Origin of the sequence: Xenorhabdus sp. NBAII XenSa04 (assembly GCF_963866145.1) — a bacterium.
Taxonomy (GTDB): Bacteria; Pseudomonadota; Gammaproteobacteria; order Enterobacterales; family Enterobacteriaceae; genus Xenorhabdus; species Xenorhabdus indica.
The window spans coordinates 1-677 of record NZ_CAWMEB010000331.1 but is presented as its reverse complement, the minus strand read 5'-3'; the positions used below and the strand labels follow the sequence as shown (position 1 = coordinate 677).

Genomic DNA, 677 nt, shown 5'->3' with positions numbered 1-677 from the left:
TTGTTTCTGGTTCGCAGAAACAAGGCAGTTTTATCCCGATCACTGAGATTACCGGAACACCGGACACAATCATCATTACCGAAGGTTACGCTACAGCTTTAACTGTCAGCCAACTACATAAAGGGGTAAAACTGCCTTGTTTCTGCGAACCAGAAACAAGGTGTTTTTCGCCGTTCGGCTTGATGGTCTGTGCGCCCGTGACTGTACCGTCCAGCATTTGAGTGACCAGCAATAACGAACCGTCCTTTAACAACCTCTGATTGGAGCATTGCAACCAGTTTTGTGATACGTTCTGAGATCGGTTTAGGGATATGAGTCGTCGTTTTGGCTGGCTTGGGTTCTGGCAAAGGCAATGCCAGAGCATCTGCAACAATTTTTGCCGCCTCAAAAATCGAAATCCGGTTGATTTTTGCTACTAAATCCAGCCCATCACCATAGTTCGGAGCATCACACTGGCGGCAATGCCAGTTGCCATGATGGTGATCGTCGATAAAGTGGAAACGGTCAGTACCGCCGCAGACAGGACAAGCGCCATGTTTACCCTTTGCCGGAATATCAATACCACAGGCAAGAAGCAGATTTTTCCAGTAATACTGGGCGGATTTTTTCACAGTTTGGATAAATTCGAGCGGTTTTTGTTCGTCTGTTTTATCTGAAGATGTAAATTTAGGGTGAGT

1 pseudogene is annotated in these 677 nt (G+C 46.2%); it reads right to left on the bottom strand.

What is annotated here, in order from left to right:
• Positions 1 to 118: 118 nt before the first annotated feature.
• A pseudogene (locus AAC147_RS11660) lies at positions 119 to 620 on the bottom strand (primase-helicase zinc-binding domain-containing protein); the annotation flags it as partial.
• Positions 621 to 677 lie beyond the last annotated feature (57 nt).